Source organism: Polynucleobacter necessarius (genome assembly GCF_900095215.1).
GTDB lineage: Bacteria > Pseudomonadota > Gammaproteobacteria > Burkholderiales > Burkholderiaceae > Polynucleobacter > Polynucleobacter necessarius_H.
In genome coordinates this window covers 193,180-214,040 of record NZ_LT606949.1, presented here as the reverse complement: position 1 = coordinate 214,040, position 20,861 = coordinate 193,180, and the positions used below count along the sequence as shown (strand labels likewise).

Annotated in this window: 22 protein-coding genes and 2 pseudogenes; 6 read left to right on the top strand and 18 right to left on the bottom strand. The window is 45.1% G+C overall.

The window, feature by feature from the left end; translation table 11 throughout:
* Window positions 1-310: 310 nt before the first annotated feature.
* The 7 genes and pseudogenes from DXE35_RS01190 to DXE35_RS01165 form a co-directional block, all read right to left on the bottom strand.
* A pseudogene (locus tag DXE35_RS01190) lies at window positions 311-928 on the bottom strand (riboflavin synthase).
* A gap of 9 nt (window positions 929-937) precedes the next feature.
* On the bottom strand, window positions 938-2,053 hold the full coding sequence (gene ribD, locus DXE35_RS01185; RefSeq protein WP_114689272.1) for a bifunctional diaminohydroxyphosphoribosylaminopyrimidine deaminase/5-amino-6-(5-phosphoribosylamino)uracil reductase RibD: 1,116 nt from the start codon (window positions 2,051-2,053) through the stop codon (window positions 938-940).
* A gap of 249 nt (window positions 2,054-2,302) precedes the next feature.
* On the bottom strand, window positions 2,303-2,446 hold the full coding sequence (locus tag DXE35_RS11125) for a hypothetical protein (RefSeq protein WP_331851917.1): 144 nt from the start codon (window positions 2,444-2,446) through the stop codon (window positions 2,303-2,305).
* A 36-nt stretch (window positions 2,447-2,482) separates the two neighbouring features.
* Window positions 2,483-2,635 (bottom strand): prepilin-type N-terminal cleavage/methylation domain-containing protein, encoded by a 153-nt coding sequence (locus DXE35_RS09985; protein ID WP_231969908.1) that lies wholly within the window; start codon window positions 2,633-2,635, stop codon window positions 2,483-2,485.
* Window positions 2,628-3,056 carry a hypothetical protein gene (locus tag DXE35_RS01175; RefSeq protein ID WP_231969907.1) on the bottom strand — a complete coding sequence of 143 codons (429 nt, stop codon included), beginning with the start codon at window positions 3,054-3,056 and terminating at the stop codon, window positions 2,628-2,630. The genes DXE35_RS09985 and DXE35_RS01175 overlap by 8 nt, the downstream gene beginning before the upstream one ends.
* Complete coding sequence (locus DXE35_RS01170; RefSeq protein WP_114689271.1) at window positions 3,028-3,405, bottom strand: hypothetical protein; 378 nt, start codon at window positions 3,403-3,405, stop codon at window positions 3,028-3,030. The genes DXE35_RS01175 and DXE35_RS01170 overlap by 29 nt, the downstream gene beginning before the upstream one ends.
* 4 nt (window positions 3,406-3,409) lie before the next feature.
* Complete coding sequence (locus tag DXE35_RS01165) at window positions 3,410-3,619, bottom strand: hypothetical protein (RefSeq protein WP_114689270.1); 210 nt, start codon at window positions 3,617-3,619, stop codon at window positions 3,410-3,412.
* Between the two features lie 386 nt (window positions 3,620-4,005).
* Here DXE35_RS01165 and ribBA point away from each other — a divergent pair, with 386 nt between their 5' ends.
* From ribBA to DXE35_RS01145, 4 genes are all read left to right on the top strand, one after another.
* A complete protein-coding gene (gene ribBA / locus DXE35_RS01160) occupies window positions 4,006-5,136 on the top strand; it encodes a bifunctional 3,4-dihydroxy-2-butanone-4-phosphate synthase/GTP cyclohydrolase II (protein ID WP_114689269.1) in 1,131 nt (376 codons plus the stop codon).
* Window positions 5,137-5,150: 14 nt separating this feature from the next.
* Window positions 5,151-5,663: a 6,7-dimethyl-8-ribityllumazine synthase gene (ribH, locus tag DXE35_RS01155; protein WP_114689268.1), complete on the top strand. Its 513-nt coding sequence runs from the start codon at window positions 5,151-5,153 to the stop codon at window positions 5,661-5,663.
* Between the two features lie 4 nt (window positions 5,664-5,667).
* On the top strand, window positions 5,668-6,180 hold the full coding sequence (gene nusB / locus DXE35_RS01150) for a transcription antitermination factor NusB (protein ID WP_114689267.1): 513 nt from the start codon (window positions 5,668-5,670) through the stop codon (window positions 6,178-6,180).
* 104 nt (window positions 6,181-6,284) lie between these two features.
* On the top strand, window positions 6,285-7,724 hold the full coding sequence (locus DXE35_RS01145; protein ID WP_114689266.1) for an NAD-dependent succinate-semialdehyde dehydrogenase: 1,440 nt from the start codon (window positions 6,285-6,287) through the stop codon (window positions 7,722-7,724).
* Window positions 7,725-7,812: 88 nt separating this feature from the next.
* Here the strand turns inward: DXE35_RS01145 and trmB are convergent, their stop codons facing one another.
* Genes trmB through DXE35_RS01130 form a run of 3 tightly spaced genes read right to left on the bottom strand, consistent with a single transcriptional unit; the run spans window position 7,813 to window position 9,945 of the window.
* On the bottom strand, window positions 7,813-8,592 hold the full coding sequence (trmB, locus tag DXE35_RS01140) for a tRNA (guanosine(46)-N7)-methyltransferase TrmB (protein ID WP_114689265.1): 780 nt from the start codon (window positions 8,590-8,592) through the stop codon (window positions 7,813-7,815).
* Window positions 8,589-9,053, bottom strand: coding sequence for a DUF2721 domain-containing protein (locus DXE35_RS01135; protein WP_114689264.1), 465 nt, complete (start codon window positions 9,051-9,053; stop codon window positions 8,589-8,591). The genes trmB and DXE35_RS01135 overlap by 4 nt, the downstream gene beginning before the upstream one ends.
* A gap of 40 nt (window positions 9,054-9,093) precedes the next feature.
* The gene (locus DXE35_RS01130; RefSeq protein ID WP_114689263.1) at window positions 9,094-9,945 is read right to left on the bottom strand and encodes an undecaprenyl-diphosphate phosphatase; all 852 of its coding nucleotides are present in this window, start codon (window positions 9,943-9,945) and stop codon (window positions 9,094-9,096) included.
* 120 nt (window positions 9,946-10,065) lie between these two features.
* On the opposite strand from DXE35_RS01130, the pseudogene DXE35_RS10855 reads away from it, so the two are divergent.
* A pseudogene (locus DXE35_RS10855) lies at window positions 10,066-11,700 on the top strand (TolC family protein).
* Here DXE35_RS10855 and waaC read toward each other — a convergent pair.
* The 5 genes from waaC to rfbB are packed head-to-tail and all read right to left on the bottom strand — an operon-like array spanning window position 11,697 to window position 16,390.
* On the bottom strand, window positions 11,697-12,764 hold the full coding sequence (gene waaC / locus DXE35_RS01120; RefSeq protein ID WP_114689262.1) for a lipopolysaccharide heptosyltransferase I: 1,068 nt from the start codon (window positions 12,762-12,764) through the stop codon (window positions 11,697-11,699). The pseudogene DXE35_RS10855 and the gene waaC sit on opposite strands and share 4 nt — an antisense overlap.
* Before the next feature lie 12 nt (window positions 12,765-12,776).
* A complete protein-coding gene (rfbC, locus tag DXE35_RS01115) occupies window positions 12,777-13,364 on the bottom strand; it encodes a dTDP-4-dehydrorhamnose 3,5-epimerase (RefSeq protein ID WP_197714039.1) in 588 nt (195 codons plus the stop codon).
* 2 nt (window positions 13,365-13,366) lie between these two features.
* Window positions 13,367-14,296 carry a glucose-1-phosphate thymidylyltransferase RfbA gene (gene rfbA / locus DXE35_RS01110; RefSeq protein ID WP_114689261.1) on the bottom strand — a complete coding sequence of 310 codons (930 nt, stop codon included), beginning with the start codon at window positions 14,294-14,296 and terminating at the stop codon, window positions 13,367-13,369.
* A 40-nt stretch (window positions 14,297-14,336) separates the two neighbouring features.
* Entirely contained in the window at window positions 14,337-15,311 is a 975-nt protein-coding gene (gene rfbD / locus DXE35_RS01105) for a dTDP-4-dehydrorhamnose reductase (RefSeq protein WP_114689260.1), read from the bottom strand.
* 20 nt (window positions 15,312-15,331) lie between these two features.
* Window positions 15,332-16,390: a dTDP-glucose 4,6-dehydratase gene (rfbB, locus tag DXE35_RS01100; RefSeq protein WP_114689259.1), complete on the bottom strand. Its 1,059-nt coding sequence runs from the start codon at window positions 16,388-16,390 to the stop codon at window positions 15,332-15,334.
* Window positions 16,391-16,519: 129 nt separating this feature from the next.
* On the opposite strand from rfbB, the gene DXE35_RS01095 reads away from it, so the two are divergent.
* The gene (locus DXE35_RS01095) at window positions 16,520-17,878 is read left to right on the top strand and encodes an O-antigen ligase family protein (protein ID WP_162784919.1); all 1,359 of its coding nucleotides are present in this window, start codon (window positions 16,520-16,522) and stop codon (window positions 17,876-17,878) included.
* Here the strand turns inward: DXE35_RS01095 and DXE35_RS01090 are convergent.
* Genes DXE35_RS01090 through DXE35_RS01080 form a run of 3 tightly spaced genes read right to left on the bottom strand, consistent with a single transcriptional unit; the run spans window position 17,865 to window position 20,861 of the window.
* On the bottom strand, window positions 17,865-18,647 hold the full coding sequence (locus DXE35_RS01090) for a hypothetical protein (RefSeq protein WP_162784918.1): 783 nt from the start codon (window positions 18,645-18,647) through the stop codon (window positions 17,865-17,867). The two genes, DXE35_RS01095 and DXE35_RS01090, sit on opposite strands and share 14 nt — an antisense overlap.
* The gene (locus DXE35_RS01085) at window positions 18,619-19,521 is read right to left on the bottom strand and encodes a DUF6492 family protein (RefSeq protein ID WP_114689256.1); all 903 of its coding nucleotides are present in this window, start codon (window positions 19,519-19,521) and stop codon (window positions 18,619-18,621) included. The genes DXE35_RS01090 and DXE35_RS01085 overlap by 29 nt, the downstream gene beginning before the upstream one ends.
* Window positions 19,518-20,861 carry a glycosyltransferase family protein gene (locus tag DXE35_RS01080; RefSeq protein ID WP_114689255.1) on the bottom strand — a complete coding sequence of 448 codons (1,344 nt, stop codon included), beginning with the start codon at window positions 20,859-20,861 and terminating at the stop codon, window positions 19,518-19,520. The genes DXE35_RS01085 and DXE35_RS01080 overlap by 4 nt, the downstream gene beginning before the upstream one ends.

The following is a 20,861-nucleotide window of genomic DNA, read 5'->3' as shown; positions in this document are numbered from 1 at the left end:
CAAAGGCTTTACTATCGCTTTTAAGCCATGATTTCGGTTTATATCAATCCTCTTATATGTCCAAAATTCACCGCAACGCCATTGTCAAGCTAACTGAATTAAGACGCAATCCAGGTATGCTCATACCGCTATCCGATAATTAACCTACGATCATCTTAAGTCGCAATAAGCCAATAGCCTATCTCTTATCAATTAAAGCTTACGAAACGTTGCTGGATTTAATTGACGATGCCTTGCTTGTTCAAACCATCAAAGATCATAAAAGTGGCAAAACTAAAATGGTAAAAAAAATTTAAAGCGGATGTAGATCTTATTTTGCTTGCGTCTCAAGCATGCGAGCTACGTAGCGCGCAATCAGATCCACTTCAAGATTCACTGCATCACCTTGCACAAGCTTACCTAGGGTAGTACTTTGCAAGGTGTGAGGAATTAAGTTGATATCAATAATGCGGGCGTTTGCCGTATCTTCTGTCTTATTAACAGTAAGCGACACTCCATTGACCACAATGAATCCCTTATAAGCCAGGTATTGCGCCAACTCTTTTGGCGCTTCGATTCGTAAAAGCCAAGATCCATAGGTATCATGCGCTACTTCGGCAAAGTGGGCTACTTGCCCCACTTCGTCAACGTGACCGCTGACCAAATGTCCACCTAGGCGATCATTGAGACGCATCGCTTTCTCTAGATTGACTGGGCCTACTTTATCCAGACCTACCGTTTTATTAAGCGATTCGCGAGAAATATCCAAAGCAAAAGAATTGCTATTTAATTGGGTAGCGGTCATACACGCACCCTAAATGGCAATACTATCGCCCAAAGCGACATCGTCCAAATAGCCTGCTGGAACCTCCACCAGAAGATGAAAGCCATCCCCTCTGGCTTGAGCGCTTTTAATTTGACCGACAGCAGTGATGATTCCTGTAAACATGTGGTAATTTTAGTTCTTAATTAAACGTAGGCGCAGATCAGGGCCAAAAACAGCTTGATCGATCATCTGCCAGTGCTGGCGTTGGCTTAAATCATTTAAGAGACCAACGTTTGCCATACCAATACCATCACCCATTAAGAATGGTGCGTAGTAGAGCAATAACTCATCCACACAATCTTCTCTCAACATCGAACCATTGAGCTTAAAACCCGCTTCGATGTGGAGTTCATTCATCTCACGCTCTTTAGCGAAATAAGAAAATAGACTTGGTAAATCCACCTTGCCAAAGGCATTCGCCATCGCAATCACTTCGATACCGCGCGCTTCAAATGCTTTTGCCTTTGCTTGCATCCCTAAATTAGTCAAATCGGCGCACAGGATCAAAACACCAGACTGCTCTGTGTTTTGCAACATTTTCGCTGTGGGTGGCGTTTCTAATTTGGAATCGATCATGATTCTTACGGTCTGTCTCTGAGTCTCGACCTCTCTTACATTGAGAGTTGGATCGTCCTCTTTCACCGTGCCAACGCCGGTGACAATAGCGCAAGCTTGAGCGCGCCAATGGTGGCCATCCGCTCTGGCAAGTGGGCCAGTAATCCATTGACTGCGACCATCCGGTAAGGCAGTTTTTCCATCAAGGCTGGCGGCGATCTTCATGCGCACCCATGGCAAACTACGCGTCATTCTAGAAATAAAGCCACGATTAATTTGTTGCGCTTCCGATTCGAGTAAACCGCACTGCACTTCAATACTAGCAGCTCGCAGCTTTTCTAATCCCTTACCAGCGACAAGTGGATTGGGATCAGACATCGCCACAATCACTTTGCTTGGTTTGGCGGCAATTAAGGCATCAACACAAGGAGGCGTTCTACCGGTATGACTACAAGGTTCTAAAGTGACATAGATGGTTGAACCAGCAACAGCATGACCTAACACTTTGGCGTCTGCCAAGGCTTGCACTTCTGCATGCGCTTTTCCAACTGCTTGAGTAAAGCCGCGCCCAATCACTTTTCCATCTTTGGCAATAACGCATCCCACCCGGGGATTCGGGTTGGAGAGGTAGAGTGATTTTTGAGCCTCGGCTAAAGCCTCGCCCATCAATTGGTGGTCAAGTGCGCTGTACATGGAGTCTATTAAACCATTCAATGACAGCGCTTTGAATCTCTGGCGGAATCGCAGATACGCCATCGCCCACCACTACCCAAAATCATTTGCCTTTCTAGGTGTGACGCTCTTTTATGGCCCAAAATCAGGCGATTCGCCACAAAGCCGCCCTGACCTGTTTTGGCGGCCCCCGCGGCATTAAACAACATGCCTCTTTTGCCAGAATGCGGGTCAGTAAATTGCCTGCCTCCAGCTTTAAAATAAATAGACTCAGTACCTCCCTTGGAAAAGCCAAATTTTAGACTGGCAACTTGAGCTCACCTTCTTGCCAATGCATCCACTCTGAATAAGCCAACCATCTTCCCAAAGTCCATCATTGATAGGCGTGAGTTGCATGGACTGACCCGTATGCAAAGCCTGCTGACGAGCAAAGTGGGCATATGCAATAAATCAGCGCGCAGCAGCATCCATTTCTCGAGCGGCAATTTGTTCTTGTAATAGCGGCAGGCTCATCGTCGCAGTAATGGCAATAATGAGTACTACTGCCATTAACTCCAATAAGGTAGAACCCTTTTCTTTCTGAGGGAGCCATTTGTTATTCAAATATTTGTCTCCAATTTATGCGCGTAACGATTCCTGTTGTTTCATCCACAAGATCTCCGATTTGAATTCCTGGTGTTTCTTTGCTCGATATGAGCCAACGTTGATTACCAAGGGATTCGGTAAAACAAAGGCTGCTGTGCGCTTGTGAGAGCGCAGTGATATTTTCCTCGCAAGCTTGAACTGCCTTCTCTGCCGAAATCCATTTTTTCTGAGATTCGACCATGGTATTGATCTCGACAATACGTAATGCTCCTAAGCGCTCTATGTAGATAATCAGAGAAGCACACAGTAGCAATAAAGAAATGACCCAAGCCAATATCAAGGTAAATTCCTGGTCGAAAAAGTCCGCTTCAGATTGACTTGAAGTCCAGCCCCATCGGTCATTTGGAGACTTAAGCGATATAGTTTTTGCCTTGATCATCTCTGTAGCTCTTGCTGCTATTAGCTTGCATCGCGTCAAGCCTCTCAATAGCAAAGTAATTCACATCATTCATGAGGGTAGTGCTTTGCACCCTTCCTTGGCTATCAAGTGACTGACAGATCAGCAAGCCCACATTGGCTTTAGCGCCTTTGGTAATTCGAGCTTGTCGCTCAACAATAAAACCTTGGAACGCTAAATCTTTTCTGGTTCGATCTTTACTCAGAATATTGCTAATGCAATCAAAGTCAATGCCATCCGATAGCGCATGCTGAACATTGAATGCATCCGACCCTCGGTATCCCACTTTTTTGTTTACTTGAATAAACCATAATGAGGTATCGGCTTTCACTTTATTAGGTGAATTGGTATGTTTTGATATTTTGATAGCCTGCCATGCGAATCGCGCGCCCCATCAACTCAAAAGCGCGGTCCGCCTCTGAGATCAAAGATTGAGTTTTTTCATATTCCATTTGTTTCTTTTCCAATTGAGCGCTTGCTTTTAGCAGGGGATTTAATAGAAGAGCGTACAGCGTGATTCCGACTAGGCACTCGAGTAGACTCATGCTTCACACTCTTAGTTGCATGAGACGCAATAGCCTCGGTATGGATTGCAATTTCATGTGCGTCTATTTCCTTTCTGCATTCAGATCTTTTACCTTCTTGTTGACCTAGGATTAAAGCCAACTTCTGATAAGCATGGGATAAGTATGGGCGGAGACCATCCAGGCGCCCATAATGAGACTCATTGCCACCAACACCTCAAGCAAAATAAAGCCGTTTGGCGGAGCGCCCCCACCTCGTTGGTAATCCCAGCCTTGAATAGTCATAAGCCATTTTCAAAGGGGTATAGACCAGATAAAACAGTCTTGCCAGGCTCTTACCGTCAGAAAGGCAATATATTGCTGTGAAACCTCACGGTAACCCTAGCCTGAGCTTAAAATAGAGGGCTATGCCAAATACCCTAGCCTCCACTGAAGAAATCATTGCCGACATGCGTGCCGGCCAAATGGTGATCCTTGTTGACGAAGAAGATCGTGAAAACGAGGGTGATGTGGTGCTGGCTGCAGACCATGTGACTGCCGAAGCGGTGAATTTCATGGCTAAACATGGTCGTGGATTAATTTGTTTAACCCTCACTCGTGAGCGTTGCCAACAACTCAACTTGCCATTAATGGTGATAGACAACGGCACTTCTATGGCTACGAATTTCACGGCTTCTATTGAAGCGGCGACAGGTGTAACTACTGGCATTTCCGCGGCAGATCGTGCGCTCACCATTCAAACCGCAGTCGCACCCAATGCAAAGCCTAGCGATCTAGTTCAGCCTGGTCATATTTTTCCGTTGATGGCTCAACCTGGCGGCGTACTGATTCGCTCAGGCCACACTGAAGCAGGCTGCGATCTGGCAGAAATAGCTGGCTGTTCGCCTACCTCAGTCATTTGCGAAATTATGAAAGACGATGGCAGCATGGCTCGCCTTCCTGATTTATTGGAATTTGCTAAAGATCATCAATTAAAGATCGGCAGCATTGCCGATCTGATTCAATATCGCAGTCAACACGAAAGTATTGTGGTTCGCGAAGGTGCCAGAGAATTTGTTACTCCTTGGGGGAAATTCCAAGGCATTATTTATCGCGATACTCCCCGCTCCTGTGTACATCTCGCTTTGGTACATGGCAAACTTTCTGAAGCCCAAGAAACGCTGGTTCGCGTGCATGCGCCCGTGACCGTATTAGATTTCCTAGATTCCGATATCAGTACTCACTCTTGGCCCCTGGCTAAAGCGTTAGAGCAAATTGCAGCTGCGCCTGCCGGCGTTGTAGTTCTCCTGAACGCCTCTGGCATCGCAGCGCCCAACGATAGCGATTGGCTTGCCCAATTTCACAAACTCAATCTTGCTCATGATGCCGAGCAAAAGCCATTAGCGCGAAAAACTGATTTCAGAAGCTATGGTATCGGCGCGCAAATTTTGAAAGATATTGGCGTAGGAAAAATGCGCCTCCTAGCCAATCCAAGCCCTGTGCCAAGCCTTGCGGGTTACAAGCTTGAGGTAACAGGCTACACCCCATTTAACCCTTAATTAAGAAAAGCATCATGACCGATTCCACCAATGAATTTGTAGGCGTATTAGAGGTCGATTTAAATGGGCAAGACCTGCGCATTGGCGTAGTGCAAGCGCGCTTCAACGAAGACCATTGCGTTGCCTTAACCAATGCTTGTATCAATAAGCTCATTTCACTCGGCGTAAATCAATCCGATATCAAACTCGTTACAGTGCCAGGCGCATTGGACATTCCATTTGCCCTGCAAAAAATGGCGGAGACTGGTGAGTTTGATGGTTTGGTAGCGCTCGGTGCGGTCATTCGCGGCGAGACCTATCATTTTGAATTGGTCTCCAATGAGACTGCCGCCGGAATTACCCGTATCTCAATCGATTCTGGATTACCAATCGCCAATGGCGTACTCACTTGCGATACCGATGAACAAGCTCTTGCGCGTGTAGAGGTTAAAGGTGCTGAGTGCGCACAAGCTGTAGTCGAAATGGCCAACCTAGCTCTCGCTTTAGCTCCCGATATCGATATCGAAATTAATTCGAGTGAAGAGTAATTGAATGCCTAAATCTCTTCCGAATACAGAAAATCTAGTAGCAGCCAAAGATGCGAAAGCTCCCGCGAAGCGTTCCTTAACGCCGCGTCGTCGTGCTCGTGAATACGCCCTTCAAGGCGTTTATCAAAGCCTAGTCATGCGTCGTGCTGGCAGCATCCCCAATGGGGCTGCTATTGCCAAACAGCTGTCAGAAGACCCTGCATTTCGTCGTTGCCAACTTGATCTTTTTAAAGGAATCTTTGACGGTGTTTTAGCGCGTACTGATGAGTTAGAAGCCATCATTACCCCCGCGCTAGATCGCCCGATGAATGAACTATCGCCTGTAGAACATGCGGCCCTCTTAATTGGCGCCTATGAACTAGCCGCCGATCTCTCTGTACCGTATAGGGTGGCCATTAACGAAGCAGTTGAGCTTGCTAAAACCTTTGGCGGCACAGATGGTCATAAATATGTAAATGGCGTCTTAGATCTACTCGCCCAGAAACTGCGAACTGCCGAGACTAGAGCAGGCCAATAGCCCTAAATCATTAGCAAGAAACATCAGCCTTCAGACCTTAAAGCCTGAAGGCTTTTTGCTTAGAAGGAGAGAACATCATCTGCATATATTCCAAAGGAATTAATATGCAAACCGTAGATATCCGTAGCCTCCTCAAAGACCATAGCCTTTTTAAAGAAGAGGCATTTATCAATGGCAACTGGATTCAATCTAAAAATACTTTTTTAGTAAATAACCCTGCTACCGATGAAATGATCGCCAATGTTGCTAATCTGGGAACGCAAGATGCTGAACTAGCGATCACTGCCGCAGAAAAAGCCTTGCCAGCTTGGCGCAGCAAACTCGCCAAAGAGCGCGCGCAAATCATGCGCAAATGGTTTGACCTGATTCTTGAAAATACGCAAGATCTAGCAAAGCTCATGACGCTGGAGCAAGGCAAGCCTCTGGCTGAAGCCGCTGGTGAAGTAGTTTATGGCACCTCTTTTGTCGAGTGGTTTGCTGAAGAAGCGAAGCGAGTTGAAGGTTCGATTCTTGGCATCACATGGAGTGACAAGCGTCTGATGGTAGTAAAGCAACCGATAGATGTTTGCGTAACCATTACCCCATGGAATTTTCCGATTGCTATGATCACCCGCAAAATTGCGCCGGCATTGACGGCGGGCTGTACGATTGTGATTCAACCAGCGGAGCTGACTCCTTTATCCGCATTAGCTTTAGCAGAGCTTGCGAAGCGTGCTGGTATTCCCGATGGGGTGATCAATATTGTGACTGCCGATGCAAATCAATCTATCGCGATTGGCAAAACCCTGTGTGCCTCCCCTACCGTGCGTCACTTATCCTTTACAGGCTCGACAGAAGTCGGACGCATTCTGATGGAGCAATGTACTCCCACTGTTAAAAAGCTTGCCCTAGAGCTAGGTGGGCATGCACCATTTATCGTGTTTGAGGACGCCGATATTGATGCGGCAGTTAGTGGTGCCATGGAATCCAAATTTAGGAACTCCGGTCAAACCTGTGTTTGCGCGAATCGCTTTTATGTTCACAAAAAAGTGCAAGATGTCTTTGTAGAGAAGTTTGCCAAAGCGCTCTCTGTGATTAAGGTTGGAGACGGCATACAGACTGGCATTACACAGGGGCCTTTGATTGAAACTGCTGCACTGAAAAAAGTGAAAAAGCATGTAGCTGATGCTCTTGGCAAAGGTGCGACATTAGTCTCTGGCGGCAAACGAACAGTGGAATGCAAGAACTTTTACGAGCCCACCATTTTGGCCAATGTGAATAGCGAGATGCTCATCACCTACGAAGAGACTTTTGGTCCAGGAGCGCCCATCATTCCTGTTGAAAGCGATGAAGAGGTCATTAAGCTAGCGAACAACAGCCAATTTGGCTTGGCATCATACTTTTTGAGTCGTGATATCGGTCGCGTATGGAAAGTGGCGGAAGCTCTAGAATACGGCATGGTTGGCGTTAATACCGGACTCATCTCCAATGAGGTGGCTCCTTTTGGCGGAATCAAGCAAGCCGGACTGGGACGCGATGGTAGCGTCTATGGGATGGATGAATAGCTAGAAATGAAGTACGTTTGTGTAGGCCTGTAAGCAGGACTACACATTCTCTCGCTTACTTTTACCTTCCAGATTTTTTCTAAATTTGTTATTTTTTCTGGTACACCAAATCCCAAACACCATGGCCTAGTTTGATGCCACGGTTTTCAAACTTCGTGACTGGCCGATATTCTGGCCTTTCCACATATCCAGCATGCTGAGCATTTAATTGCTCAAGGGTTGGCTTAAATTCATTTGGAGTTTCATCTGGCTGTGCCACATCAGAAACATCAAATGTTGCAATCTTCACAAAATCAGTGGAAGTATTGTGTAAAGCGGGATCAGCATTTAAGGCGAGGAGCATCTGCTCCGCATAATTATGCCAATCGGTAGCCAAATGCAAGTAGGCGCCAGGCTTTAATCTAGAAACCAGCAATCGTACAAACTCAGCCTGAATCAAACGACGCTTGTGGTGGCGCTGCTTATGCCATGGATCGGCAAAGTAAATATGAATACCATCTAAACTATCTGGTGCAATCATCTGCTCGAGTACTTCAACAGCGTCATGACGAATGAGTCGCAAATTGGTTAACTGATTCTCACCTATAAGCTTGAGCAAAGCACCCACACCAGGAGGATGAACTTCGATCGCCAAGAAGTCGTCATCACTTCTCAAAGCGGCGATCTTGGCAGTGGTCTCACCCATGCCAAAACCAATCTCCAGAATTTTTGGCCTATCCGAGCCTGCAAACGCCTCACGTAAGTTGAGACTCGATGCTTGATAGGGAATTAAGAACTGAGGACCAAACTCCTCAATAGCACGTTGCTGTCGAGCAGTGGTTCTTCCGGCCCTAAGAACAAACGAGCGAATTCGGTCGGTTCTGATCATTTACCAGCGCCGTGCGGTGTATTCCACCCTGCTGAGCGGTAAGCATAAACAATTTCAGCAAGAACAATGGAGAGTGATGTCATAAAGAAAATCAATCCCAAGACAAAAGTCCAAATAACATAGGTTGTCTGCAAAGAGCGTACCGCACCCGCTTGAAAGAAAAATAATTCCAGTACGGTTAGTGAAATAAAAACGCCACTAAGAACATCGAAAAAGATCGCAGCAGTACAAAGACGACCCCGAATTTTCGCCTCATCCGCCTCTTTATTCATATGCTGCAAAAGGACCTGATCTTTAACCTCGCCACGATCAATCGAGTGTCGAATTGCTCGCATACGATCAACTGATCTGGCAAGCCGTCCTGAAATCGCATTAATTAAAGTGGCTACTGCGGTGAGTAAAAATACTGGCGCCAAGGCGATCTGAATATTATTGGTAATTGCGTCGATTGATGCGTCCATAAATTATTGCCTCAGCTTGAATAATGTTTTATTAGTGAAATTAATGAGACCAGCCAATTAAGCCGGTGTAAGAGGTAAATAAAACCAATAATCCAAAAGCGATTCGGTACCAAGCAAATGGAATGAAATTATGGTGAGCTACATAATGAATCAGCCAGCGTACACATACAAAAGCGGAAATAAATGCAGCTACAAAACCGACTCCAATAGCAATAGCGATGGAAAATTCTCCAGAGAAAGCGACTGGGGCCTTCCAAAGCTTGAGCAACTCATAGGCGGTAGCGCCACCAATTACCGGCATCGCCAAGAAGAAAGAAAATTCTGTAGCAACTGCGCGAGGCAATCCAAATAACATGCCACCAATAATGGTTGCGCCTGAGCGTGATGTGCCAGGAATTAAAGCAGCGCATTGCGCCAAGCCCACTTTAAGCGCATCGAGGAGGCTTAAATCATCTACAGATTTGATCTGCCTCGAAACATCGGCGACATTCTGCTGACGACGCTCTGCCCAAAAAATAATGAGCGCGCCCACAATAAAGGCACTCGCCACCGGAATAGGTGAAAAAAATACCGCCTTAATATGCTTACCAAATAAGAAGCCTAGACTCATTGCGGGAATGGAAGCAATTAACAAATTGAGGACAAAACGACGAGCATCAGGACTACTAGAAAAAGAACTGGCTACCTTCAGCAACTTTTCACGCAACTCCCAGCACACCGCCAAAATGGCGCCAAACTGAATAATCACCTCAAAAGCCTTGCCACGTTCATCGTTGAAATCGAGCGAGTCTCCAACCAATATCAGGTGCCCGGTACTGGAGATCGGCAAAAACTCCGTTAAGCCCTCGACCACACCCAGAATGACTGCCTGTAGTAACCAAATAAGATCCATGGGCCAAATTTTATAGGTATATAGAGACAGCTCAGGGGATTTGGCAAAATAGTGTCTAAATCAGCATTTTGAAGAAATTGGCCTTAAACTCCATGGCACATTGAAAACTATCCAAATTACATGACCCCTAACCGCTTTAGACTTTCGCGACTTACCGCCTTTGGTTTGATCCTGAGTCAGGCGTTCGGTCTTAGCACGCTACCTAACATTGCCCTTGCACAAAGCCCCAATGGCGCCGCAAGACCTGCTTTACCCACCCCAATAAGCGCATCCACTTTAATTGGACTGAAGCAACCTCCACAAATAGCTCCCACTCCCAGTAAGCCAGCAGTTCCTGCAGCTGTAGCACCATCTAATTTAGTTGGGGGTAATGGGGGCAAAGCAAATGAGACTAAAGGACAATTAAACGATTTAATTCAGCTTTATCAAGAAGCCGCTTGCAGTGACCCAGTACTCACCGCTGCTCGATTTAACTACCAAGCTAGCAAAGAGCTCTTCTGGCAAGGCTTTTCCCTGTCAATACATCAAGCCAACGCCACTCCTGGCGGTACCCGTTGCTACCAGCATGCCACAGGCAGTACTGTCGTCTCCAATAACTCGGGTAACTCACGTGTTTTTGATCAAAAGAGTTATACCGTTACGCTTACTCAACCTGTTTTTAATATCGGCGCCTTAGAGCTTTTTAAACAAGGTGATCTCAATACCAAGTTAGCGGCTATGCGCTTTTTCTTGGCGCAACAAGATTTAATCTTGCGAGTGTCGCAAGCCTACTTTGATGCACTCACTAGCCAAGATAATGTGGCGCCCTACAAAAACAAAAAAGATTTGATCAAATAGCAGCTCGAAGCTGCTCAAGCAAAATTTGATGCGGGTCTTGAAACCATTGTCGATGTCAACACGGCTCAAGCCGCTCTAGATATAGCAAACTCTCAAGAGATTGCCGCGCAAGCAGACTTAATTGTGAAGCGTGGCGCATTAGAACAAATCGTTGGACGCCCAGTAGGTGCACTTAAGCCTCTCGTGAAGGATGCCAAAATTGAAGGTGTACTTAAGGATCCACGCAGCAAGCGTAAGGATGCCAAAGGCAATCCCATTGCGGAAAGTGTTAACCCGCAACTACCGCCCGGACAAACACTCGAGGACTGGATCAACCAAGCAGAATCAGCCAACTTTAATGTCTTAGCAGGTCAGCTCTCTGTCAGCCTTGCAGCGAGCACCTATCGGGCTGCCCAAGCATTAAATTACCAAACTATTAATTTAGTGGGTACATCTGAATACAACACTTCGAATGGCACACCCAATAATTACACGCCATCCAATACCAATGTGTATAACAACACCTTAGCGTTGCAAATGACTATTCCACTGGTTTCAGGTTGATTTAACAGTTCTGTTATTCGTCAAAATGCCGCGCTGGTTGATGCGGCAAAAGCCAACTACGATAACTACCGTCGTACAGCCGCGCAAAATACTCGTACTGCCTTTACTGGTTTTTATGGTGGCTTAGCTAGCGTTAAGGCCTACGAGGCAGCAGAACGTGCAAGCTCATCTGGGCTGGAATCCAGCACACTTGGCTTCCACGTGGGAACCTTAATCAATATTGATGTGTTGATTGCCTTGGATTCGTTAATCAATACCCGCTCATTATTACAACAAGCTAGATATAACACTATCTTGAATGCGATCAGGTTAAAAGCACATGCTGCCGCATTGACGGATGAAGACCTCGTGGCGATTAACGCTTTACTGCGCTAAGCAAGCAAACTCAAAGAAGCCTCGACTACTTCGGTAACTGGTGGTGACGCCTGAATATCTCCGACGTTACGAATCCGCCTAGACCAATACCCTTCCGTTTTCCATCTGGGCGAATCGCAATAGATTTCAACTGTTGGTCTATCCAAAACAGCTGCAAGATGTGTGAGACCCGTGTCAACGCCCACGGTTAGGGCAGCGCCCGCAATCACTGAAAACGCATCCTGCATTGAAAATGCAGGAGGCACTAAGGCATTCGGAATATGCGAAGCAAGCTCCTTGCTCACCGCTTGCTCAGCTAAGCTTCCCCAAGGTAGAACCACTTGGTAGCCACGAGCAGCGAGCTCTTTACCCAAAGCGATCCAGCTCTCGTTAGGCCAGCGCTTAGCCTCTCTAGCTGTCGAATGAAAGCAAAGCACATAAGGAGATTTCAATTCAACAGGGGTGCTTTTGGATTTCTCACTCAAGGATTTGACATAAGCCTCAGGGTAAAACTGCGGGGCACTACTCCGGTCAAGTAATGGCATATCTAAAGCAGAACACATTATCCAGCGCGAACGATCTACTGCATGACACTGCAGAGGCACTTGCACCGCTTGATTGTAAAAAGATCTAGCGATTGGCTCGTAGCCAGAAAATTCTGTGGCATTAGCAAGGCCAGTGATCACTGCATTCGGAGTCTTATTTGCCAGCGAACAAACGATGGCGGATTTGAGCAATCCTTGAGTTTCAATGATCACATCATAAGAAATTTTCTGGAGATCTTGCTTGAATGCAAAAAACTCCTGCCAGATAGAAAGCCTAAATAGATTCTTTTGCCAGCGGCGCAAGCCAAAAGGAATAATGCGATCAATCCCCTTAAAACCATCTTTGGAGAGGAGCGGTGTCAGTAGATGAACATATCCTTCTTCAACCACCCAATCAATTTGCGCTTCTGGCAAACGGGCACGCAAATCCCAAACAATCGGTAAGTTGTGAAGCACATCTCCCAATGAGGAGAGCTTGACCAACAAAATCTTGGGATTTGAAGAAAGACCTTTTGAATAGATCGAAGATAAGTCACTCATATGAGAATTATCTTATCTTTTTAAAATTGTCCAATACGACTCAAACTTGGGCACTGCATCCCATGAAAGACCGTCTGCATCTTTGGCATGCATATTGGGTTGGACTCCAGCAGGCAAAGGCCACTCAATTCCAACCGCTGGATCATTCCAAGCAAGGCAGGCCTCGCTCTGAGGGTGGTAGTAATCTGTTGTCTTGTAAAGAAACTCGGCCGTTTCTGAAAGCACCAAAAATCCGTGTGCAAGCTTTGGTGGAATCCACAATTGCTTATGATTTTCTGCGCTGAGTTCAACGCCTACCCATTTTCCATACGTTGGTGAATCTTTGCGGATATCCACCGCTACATCAAATACACTGCCAGCCACAACGCGTACCAACTTACCCTGAGTTTTTTCCAATTGATAGTGCAAACCACGCAAGGTCCATTGACGAGAAAATGAATGGTTATCTTGCACAAACTGAACATTCAATCCAGTTGCATTTGCAAAGTCTTCCGCATTAAATGATTCAGTAAACCAACCACGCTCATCACCAAATACTTTTGGCTCTACGATAAACACATCGTGAATGGTAGTAGGAGTAATTCGCAATTTTGAGCTCATCATTACTTCGCAGCTTTTTTGGCCGAGAGAGAAATTGGTTGAGCTGAACTATTGAGCTCATTCAAAATTTTGCCCAAGTACTGACCATAACTGTTTTTACTTAACTGCGCAGCAACCTTCTGCACAGTTTCAGCGCTGATCCAGCCCTGGCGATACGCAATCTCTTCAGGACAGGCCACCATGAGGCCTTGTCGCTTTTGCAAAGTTGCAATAAAGCCAGCAGCATCGAGCAATGAATCATGTGTACCGGTATCCAACCAGGCAAAACCTCGACCCATAATTTCCACATTGAGTTCGTTCTTATCGAGATAGACACGATTCACATCAGTAATCTCAAGTTCACCACGAGCGCTAGGTTTAATTGAAGCGGCAATATCACAAACCTGATTGTCATAAAAATAGAGGCCAGTAACCGCATAACTGCTGCGAGGTTTTAGAGGCTTCTCTTCAATTGATAGCGCTTTATAGTCTTTATCAAACCCCACAACACCATAACGCTCTGGATCATTGACGTGATACGCAAATACCGATGCCCCAACAGTGCGCTCATTTGCGCTATTAAGCTGGTCAACTAATTCGTGGCCATAGAAAATATTGTCGCCCAGCACTAATGCGCTTGGGTTGTTGCCAACAAAGTTTTTACCCAACGTAAATGCTTGCGCTAAACCGGCTGGTGAGGGCTGCACGCAATACTCAATATTGAGACCCCATTGAGAACCATCGCCCAGAAGCTCCGAAAATCTTGGGGTGTCATGTGGTGTAGAAATAAGCAAGATATCTCGAATACCAGCCAACATTAAGGTGCTTAGTGGGTAATACACCATGGGCTTGTCATAGACCGGCATGAGTTGCTTGGAAACCGCCTGAGTCACTGGATATAGGCGCGTACCAAACCCACCAGCCAAAATAATGCCTTTACGATTTACAGCCATTCATAACCCCTGTTTAGCACCAAAAACCATCTACAGATCTTTAAATAAGACCTTTTGAGGCTAGCGTGGATACATATTCTTGAACCATGCGATCCCAACTAGGGACATTTGGCACATTGTGGAGTTCATTATAGGAGTTTGAAGCTTTTGCAGACCCACTTTGCAGTGCTAAGCGAAGTTTGGTGCTATCCATACTGGAATTCATGGGCCTGGGTGCTGGACGGGGGTATTCCATAGCCAAAATGGGCTTAATAGCCGCTGGCTTTGCTTTGAGCTCAACACCTGCATCGAGGGCAGCCTGGACCACAAAAGAAGCTAAACCATGCCACGTCGTTTCCCCGGCTGGTACGGCGTGATAAATGCCTGATGAAAACTGCTTTAACCGACATCCCGCATCGAGCGCCAAATCTAAACTGATTTGTGCAAGCCATAACGCACTCGTGGGAACGCCGCGCTGATCATGAATGACTGTTAATTCTTCGCGCTCTTTTGCTAAACGCAATATCGTGCGAATGAAATTCCCACCATCGCCATATACCCAGCTGGTTCTGAAAATTGCAAATTGACCTTGCGAGGAAGTTGCAAACACTTGTTCTATCGCTTCTTCACCTGCAGCTTTACTTTTTCCATACACACTCAATGGGTTGCGAGCATCGCTCTCTATATAAAAGCCTTCTTTACTGCCATCAAAGACATAATCAGTGGAATAATGCAAAAAAGTGACGCCATTTTCTGTGGCATAACGGGCCATGAGTTCTGGAGCTTTTACATTGACTGCAAAGGCTAAATCCATCTCCGTTTCCGCCTTATCGACTGCCGTATAAGCGGAGGCATTAATGATAAGATCTGGCTTAGCTGCATTGAGTTGTGCAAGCACTTCCTCTTTTGTACTAAGGTCGCACTCTGCTCTACCGAAATAAGCTACTTGCAGATTTGCAGAGGTAAGTAGTGGGTCAAAAACAGCTTTAAATGCTCTACCTAGCTGACCATCTTTGCCGAAAACGAGAATATTCACGTAGATTCTTCGTCAAAAAATTAGGTGTACTGCTTTTGCAGCCAGTCACGATAAGAGCCGCTCACCACGCCCTCAATCCAAACAGGATTATCTAAGTACCACTGAACTGTTGTACGGATGCCAGTATCAAAAGTTTCAGAAGGTCGCCAACCCAAATCCCTCTCAACCTTGCTAGCGTCAATTGCATAACGGCGGTCGTGCCCTGGACGATCTTTGACAAAGGTAATTTGCTCTGCATAGCCTTTTCCATCAGCACGGGGCTTAAGTTCATCCAAAATGCCGCATATGGTTTCCACAACATCAATATTGGCTTTTTCATTCCAGCCGCCGATGTTATAAGTTTCACCTAATTTGCCTTTAGCCAATACTTCACGGATAGCAGAACAATGATCGCCCACATAGAGCCAATCGCGAATCTGTTGGCCATCACCATAAATCGGCAATGGCTTGCTATTGAGCGCATTCAAAATCACCAACGGAATTAATTTTTCTGGAAAGTGATAAGGGCCATAGTTATTGGAGCAATTAGTTGTCACAACCGGGAAGCCATAGGTATGAAACCAAGCGCGCACCAAATGATCAGAGGCCGCCTTAGATGCTGAGTAAGGGCTATTAGGTTCGTAAGGATTCGTTTCAGTAAAAGCAGGATCTGTTAGAGCAAGTGAGCCATACACTTCATCGGTTGACACATGATGAAAGCGAAATTTCTCTTTGGCTGCACCTGCAAGATGATTCCAGTATTCACGAGCACACTCTAATAAATTAAATGTGCCAACAATATTGGTTTCTACAAAATCAGCAGGGCCATGAATTGATCGATCCACATGACTCTCTGCAGCGAAATTAACGATTGCACGAGGCACGTACTCATTTAATAACTTGGTAACCAATGTTTTGTCACCAATATCGCCATGAATAAAAACATGGCGAGGGTCGTTCTTCAGAGATTCCAGGGTAGCCAAATTTCCAGCGTAGGTTAATTTATCTAAATTAACCACACCTTCATTACCAGGAACTTGTAGCCAATTGAGGACAAAGTTACCGCCAATAAATCCAGCACCGCCGGTTACTAAAATCATCAATACTCTCTTTATTAGTTTCTAAGCTTCAGTGAAACGTCATTTTACCAACCTCAATGCGAGAAACTTAAGAAAGCCAGGCAAATCTAGGTAATAATCCTCAAAATATCTGCTACAGAGCGAACAATGTTGATCAATTTAAAAAGCATCCACAAAATGGTATTTTTTGTGGCTTTGTTCACGCTAATTCCACTATGGAACATTCCACATACTATTGCAGGCAGATACCTATGCGAGGGGGCATTGTTAATATGCGTTCTCTTTTATAAGCCAGACTGGAGTTCATTCTTCCAAAAAAATAAGCTTTTGGTGGTCTTTTTTGTTTACCTGGGTATTCAACTGATTTTCTTCTCGGAGAATTACCAAGCTGCCTTCAGCAACTTTCGCGCTGAGTGGATGCATTTTATTTTGTTCTCCATTATTGGCGCTGGTACAGGCCTTATCTTAGGCAGAAAAAATTCACATCAATTTTTACTTTACCTTGGCATTGCTTTCTCAGTCCCACTTTACATTCACCTTATTCTCTTCCTATTCAAAAGTATTTCTATTGGTGCAATTCCTTGGGGCTACTCGGGCATCAACCTCATTCACGGTGACTTTGCGTATCCAGCATTGGAGGCCATCATTTTGCTCTGCACTTTCTGCATTCTTCAAACCAACGGTAAAATTTATCGCTACATAGCTATCGCCCTTATGACAATTTGTGTTGTCTCACCTTTGCTTGCAGCAAGTCGTGGGGGGGTGGGGTTTTCTTTTATCGGCGCCTTTTTCGTAATGATCACTTATTTCTTGTTTGATAGAGACAATAGGATTAGCAATAAGAAAAAAATCTTTTTGCTGCTTTCCATACCCATTCTTATCGCAGGCATTTACAAAATTGGCGTTGTCAGTAATCCAAATCGTTGGAGCGGAATTCTATCTCGCGTTGCGATTGGCCTAGAAGGTAATCCAAGTAAGGTTTATTGCGAAGGAATTGAAGTCCTAGAAAATGCTCTAAAAGACAAGGGTATAGAAATGACCCCTTCAATACAAAAGGGTCTTGATAGTGTTGTTGACGGTGATGGAGCGCGGATGATGGCCGCCAGAGCTGGCTTAATGTTGATCTATGAAAATCCGATGGGTATTAATCAATCCAAGGAGGCCTACCAACAAGCCATTACCCAGTACTGCAACCATACCCCTAAAATATTTATTTCCCATACGCATAATGCTTGGATAGATACCTCTTTAGCCATTGGCATTCTGGGAGCCATACTACTGCTGATGGTTTTAATTAACTATGCACAAATAGGCTTAATCTCATTTAGAGCGCACTTATCATCATCCCCTTTTGGTTTAGCCTTATTCGCTAGCGCAGTAATGTGGGCATTGCGCGGATTACTAGACTCCACTATGCGCGATCAAATGCTTGAAATGCAGGCATTTATCATCGCTCTGTTTGCTGGTATTGTTTTGGCGCAAAATAAACTCAATTCTATGGTCGATTAAAAAGGTCGCAGAATTCTAAATTTTTAGAGGCCAAGTAAGATCGCAGCTTCTCTTTCATTCGCCTCCAAAATGAGGTATTGTAGTACTTCCCAGACCCCCCTCCCACACCAGAAATAATGGGGACGGCCCTAAATAAGAAATGTTTCAACTTTAATTCTCGAATCTTGTCGAGAAACTCCCCCTCAATACTAGAGCCATCATCTAAACCCAAATTAACATAGATATTTGAGAAGTTTCTCAAATAAAAGTCTTTGGTGATCATATAAAAACGTGTATCAATATACTCTAAAGAAGTTGGCGCTAAAGAATACACGTTTGCAAAAAATGCTCTGCACAGAAATTGATCATTCCACTCTTGCAGGCATGCGAAGAAGTTATCTACCCAAAGCTTAGCGGTGCATTTCACAAACCAATCGGATGCGCTAAGAAATTGGGAGTGCGTTAGTGCAAAACGAATAATCTCCCCCTCTCCAAACCCCTTGCCATACTTACCTATCAATACAGGATCATTCATAAAAAAAATGCATTCAACCTCTAAATCAGGAAAACGCTCTTGAACCAGGGGGGTAAAGTCAAAGCCAGATCCATCGCAAATAATAAATTTATTTCTAGGACTGATCTTTGCCCACTTTCCTATGGACTCTATGGTATAAAAAATGCGATCCTCTTGGCTCTTAAGCGCCACCGTTGGATCCATTGCAACAACACTTGATGTAAGTAATACCGGTGGAAGACTCATCTTATAAAAAACTTTGTAAATAACGGCCAAATCTTTTAATTCTTTTGAGTGCTCGAGAAAAAAGTGGTTTTGATAGTGCACCAAAATTTAACCCAGCCTCCCAGGTAGATTGGTAAATAATGCCCAGGTAATTTCTTGCAACTTTGCTTTTAGTCTCCCCCAAACGTCGCATCGAGTAATAGTACCAATCATAATGGTAGACACGAAACAGTGGTTCGATAACAATGAGCGGGATTGCACGATACTTCAAAAGAGTTTCGCCATAAATTAATGACTCAGGATGCTCGGAATCAATCAGATCCCATATAGAAATACCCTTAGACTGCAAAAAGTTGACATCTAGAGATTCCCAAACCTTAGCCGACCAAATAAAAGGTGCTGGTGCGCAATAAAAATTTGGTCCCTCCCTTTCAAAAAGAGACTTTACTCTCTCAGACTCAAGTCTAATATTTCTCTCAACATAATCCTTCTCGCGATTTAACGCAATTTGAAAAAATTCTTTATTTTGATGAAGCACTGTGTAGGGATTGCCATCAGGGCTCAAAAAATCGGCCTTATAAAAATCTTTAATCAAGATGCAGTCTGAGTCTAAGCATACATAATTTTCAGCTAAGCCAAGGCGCCAAAATTCAGATTTAATCGCTTGTTGACTTAAGCCTCCGGAGCGAGTCTTTTCAATGCCTACGGGAACGCGGGGATTAGACGCGATAATCGATTCGTCTGAAACCCATTGATACCCAGAGCTTGCGCCTAAAACCGACTGCAGCTCTTGATATTGGTCTGCTGGAGTAGAAATATAAAAAGGGATTTGGTCGACGTTATATTTATTGATCGAATCCAACAAACGCTTTAGACGCAAAAAATCACGGCGGTAAGATTTGCAGTAGAGAACGATATCTTTCAAGCGCTTCTTTCGATTTTGTCTTGCATTTCAGCAAGTATTCTATATGTAGCCTGCTTCACATCAATTGGTACGCCTGTGGGCACTACTAATTGCCGATTTTCCCAGTCTAACCAGATCTTCTCGAGAGCAAATTCCACAGTCTCTAGATCATTTTGAGGGCTTAAATAGGCCCCTCGCTCTACTAGCATCTGATCTAACTGGGGGTTGCGATGAGTAATTCCCCAAATTGGTCTATCGGCCCAAAGGTATTCATAGAACTTGGATGGGATGTATTCAGCACACCACTCGTCATTCCCATGCAAGAGAATTAATACATCGGCCGCCTGCATCTTTTCAACAACACGCTCTCTTCCAGATTTGCCGGTACTAGGGTCTTTTTCTAAGCGCCCATGAGCAAGTAAGACATCATCAAACTCCAGCCTTTTAATAGCATCTACCGTTAATGGATCTAAGGGCGCTCCGTAGGCATGAACTTGAACACGCTCTCTTGCTTGAGGATATTTTTTAAATAGTGGAACTAGAGCATTCAGAATAGTCGAGAGAGAGCGGTCGTTGGCCAAAGAGCCAAAGTGACATAAATTTAATTGTTCAGTATATTGGTGCGTTTTTGCATGGCTTAATCCGCCGGGCGGCTCAGCACCAGGAAGCACCATAAAGCCATGTGCATTACTTGGAGTATTGAGATTGGGATTGCGCACCTTCGCATAATGCACGGCGCCTTCGGTAAACCACGAAGCCAAATCCGCATATTTGCAAATTTGCTTTTCTAGATATTGCCTAAAGCGGGCATCGCGATTGCTGCGCGTTTCAAAGCCCTGATCATCTGGACTCTTACGAATCACGAGTGGATCATGAATCTCCGCTATCCAGGGGGCACCTGTCTTTTTCTTGAGCCAAAGCCCCGCAAAATGGGCAGACCATGCACCCCCAGTGGAATAAATCAGATCGACCTTGCCTGCGCGAATGAGGCTTAAGCCATGAAGATAGGCGGGAATAGACCAAGACCACTGACTCGAATAGCCGAGTACAAACTTCTCTAGCGCGATAAAAGGCGCAAGCAATAGAGAAACCATTCCGGTGGAAACTTTATAAAACAATCCTCTGCCATATTGATTGGCAATCCAGTGCCTAAAATCAAACCGAAATGCTGCTGGCCCCCAAGCTAAAAATTGACGGTGCGGAAAACGCTGATCCTTAATGCCTGTAATCGCGCTAAACACGATGGGCTCAATACCTGCCTCTAGCAGATAGGGCATTTTATCGGTGATCGTTTGACTGGATGCACGACCATCCATATTGAAGCCATGCGCGAGAATCAACCAGCGTTTTTTTGTCAGCAC

Coding starts and splice junctions, on each gene's coding strand:
- ribD (WP_114689272.1), bottom strand. CDS start 2,053: ATGTACAGCGCACTTGACCACCAATTGATGGGCGAGGCTTTAGCCGAG.
- ribBA (WP_114689269.1), top strand. CDS start 4,006: ATGCCAAATACCCTAGCCTCCACTGAAGAAATCATTGCCGACATGCGT.
- trmB (WP_114689265.1), bottom strand. CDS start 8,592: ATGATCAGAACCGACCGAATTCGCTCGTTTGTTCTTAGGGCCGGAAGA.
- DXE35_RS01165 (WP_114689270.1), bottom strand. CDS start 3,619: ATGAGTCTACTCGAGTGCCTAGTCGGAATCACGCTGTACGCTCTTCTA.
- DXE35_RS01175 (WP_231969907.1), bottom strand. CDS start 3,056: ATGATCAAGGCAAAAACTATATCGCTTAAGTCTCCAAATGACCGATGG.
- rfbC (WP_197714039.1), bottom strand. CDS start 13,364: ATGAGCTCAAAATTGCGAATTACTCCTACTACCATTCACGATGTGTTT.
- nusB (WP_114689267.1), top strand. CDS start 5,668: ATGCCTAAATCTCTTCCGAATACAGAAAATCTAGTAGCAGCCAAAGAT.
- DXE35_RS01135 (WP_114689264.1), bottom strand. CDS start 9,053: ATGGACGCATCAATCGACGCAATTACCAATAATATTCAGATCGCCTTG.
- rfbA (WP_114689261.1), bottom strand. CDS start 14,296: ATGGCTGTAAATCGTAAAGGCATTATTTTGGCTGGTGGGTTTGGTACG.
- rfbB (WP_114689259.1), bottom strand. CDS start 16,390: ATGATTTTAGTAACCGGCGGTGCTGGATTTATTGGCGGTAACTTTGTC.
- DXE35_RS01145 (WP_114689266.1), top strand. CDS start 6,285: ATGCAAACCGTAGATATCCGTAGCCTCCTCAAAGACCATAGCCTTTTT.
- DXE35_RS01130 (WP_114689263.1), bottom strand. CDS start 9,945: ATGGATCTTATTTGGTTACTACAGGCAGTCATTCTGGGTGTGGTCGAG.
- waaC (WP_114689262.1), bottom strand. CDS start 12,764: ATGAGTGACTTATCTTCGATCTATTCAAAAGGTCTTTCTTCAAATCCC.
- ribH (WP_114689268.1), top strand. CDS start 5,151: ATGACCGATTCCACCAATGAATTTGTAGGCGTATTAGAGGTCGATTTA.